1 protein-coding gene is annotated in these 1,250 nt (G+C 66.6%); it reads right to left on the bottom strand.

What is annotated here, in order from left to right; all coding sequences use genetic code 11:
* A partial coding sequence (locus ACWDTF_RS24820; RefSeq protein WP_449755248.1) for an IS30 family transposase occupies window positions 1-1,088 on the bottom strand: 1,088 nt, incomplete at its 3' end.
* Window positions 1,089-1,250 lie beyond the last annotated feature (162 nt).

Raw genomic sequence — 1,250 nt, 5'->3', positions numbered from 1 at the left:
CCTTTGGGGAAGTACTGGCGTAGCAGGCCGTTGATGTTCTCGTTGCACGGCCGCTGCCAGGGGCTATGCGGGTCGGCGAAGTAGATGGGCAGCCCGGTGGCGGCGGTGATCTGGGTGTGCAACGCCATCTCCGAGCCCTGGTCCCAGGTCAGTGATCGCCACATCACTGCGGGGATCTGCGGGATGGCCGCGGTCATCGCGGCCGCGACGGTCTCAGCGGTGTGATCCTCGGGCAGGTGCAGCAGCATCACGAACCCGGTCGTGCGTTCGACCAGGGTGCCGATCGCCGAGGCGTGGTGGGCGCCCACGATCAGATCCCCCTCCCAATGCCCAGGGATGGCACGGTCGGCGGCCTCGGCCGGGCGTTCACTGATCGACACCATGTCCTGAAACTTCGGACGTTTAGAAGTGTTGCGGCCCTGCGGTTTACGTTTGATACGCCCGGTCCGCAACGCTGCTTTGACCTCGGCTTTCAGTCCACCGCGGGCCTGTACGTACACCGCTTGGTAAATCGTTTCGTGAGACACCCACATCTCCGGTTCCTCGGGGAAGTCACGTCGCAACGCGCCGGCGATCTGCTCAGGGCTGTGCTTTTTGAGCAACCGCTGGGTGACCTCATCGTAGAGCCGCGTACCCTCGACGAGCTTGCGAGTCTTGGGCCGGCGACGACGGTCCTCGACCACGCTTTGAGCCACGATCGCCCGATACCGGCCGGTCCCCTCCGGGCCGCGACCACGCGCGATCTCACGGCCGATCGTCGAACGATGCCGCCCCAACAACTCTGCGATCCGAGCAGGTTTGTACCGGGCGTCGAGCAGATCCTCGATACGACATCGATCGACAAACGACAACGGGCCGCTACCCGCTGTGACCTGCGATTGCTCCTGTGGATTCACCGTCGGTAGGCGCATCCCACCAGCCTGACGGAACCAGGCATAGCCGGTCTGGTCCGACACGCCCACCGACCGCGCCGCCACCGCGATCGTCTCCCCCGTCCGCAACCGCGCCCAGAACTGCTCGCGCGTACGCGGTGAGCGGCGCACACCCTGGCCACCGCGCGTCGGCAACGGCCGCCCCGCCTCCCGCATCCACCGATACCCCGTGGCAGGGCCACACCCCACCTGCCGGGCCGCCACCGCTACCGACACCCCCGCATCGATCGCTACCCAAAACGCTTCCGGCGCTACCGCCCTGCCCATACCGGCTACCTCTCACACGAGGCCTGTTGCGTCGACCGATTGAGGCTGCCC

This window comes from Gordonia sp. NPDC003422 (assembly GCF_053588675.1).
Note: the sequence above shows the minus strand (reverse complement) of the source record. Positions and strands in the feature narration are given on the sequence as shown.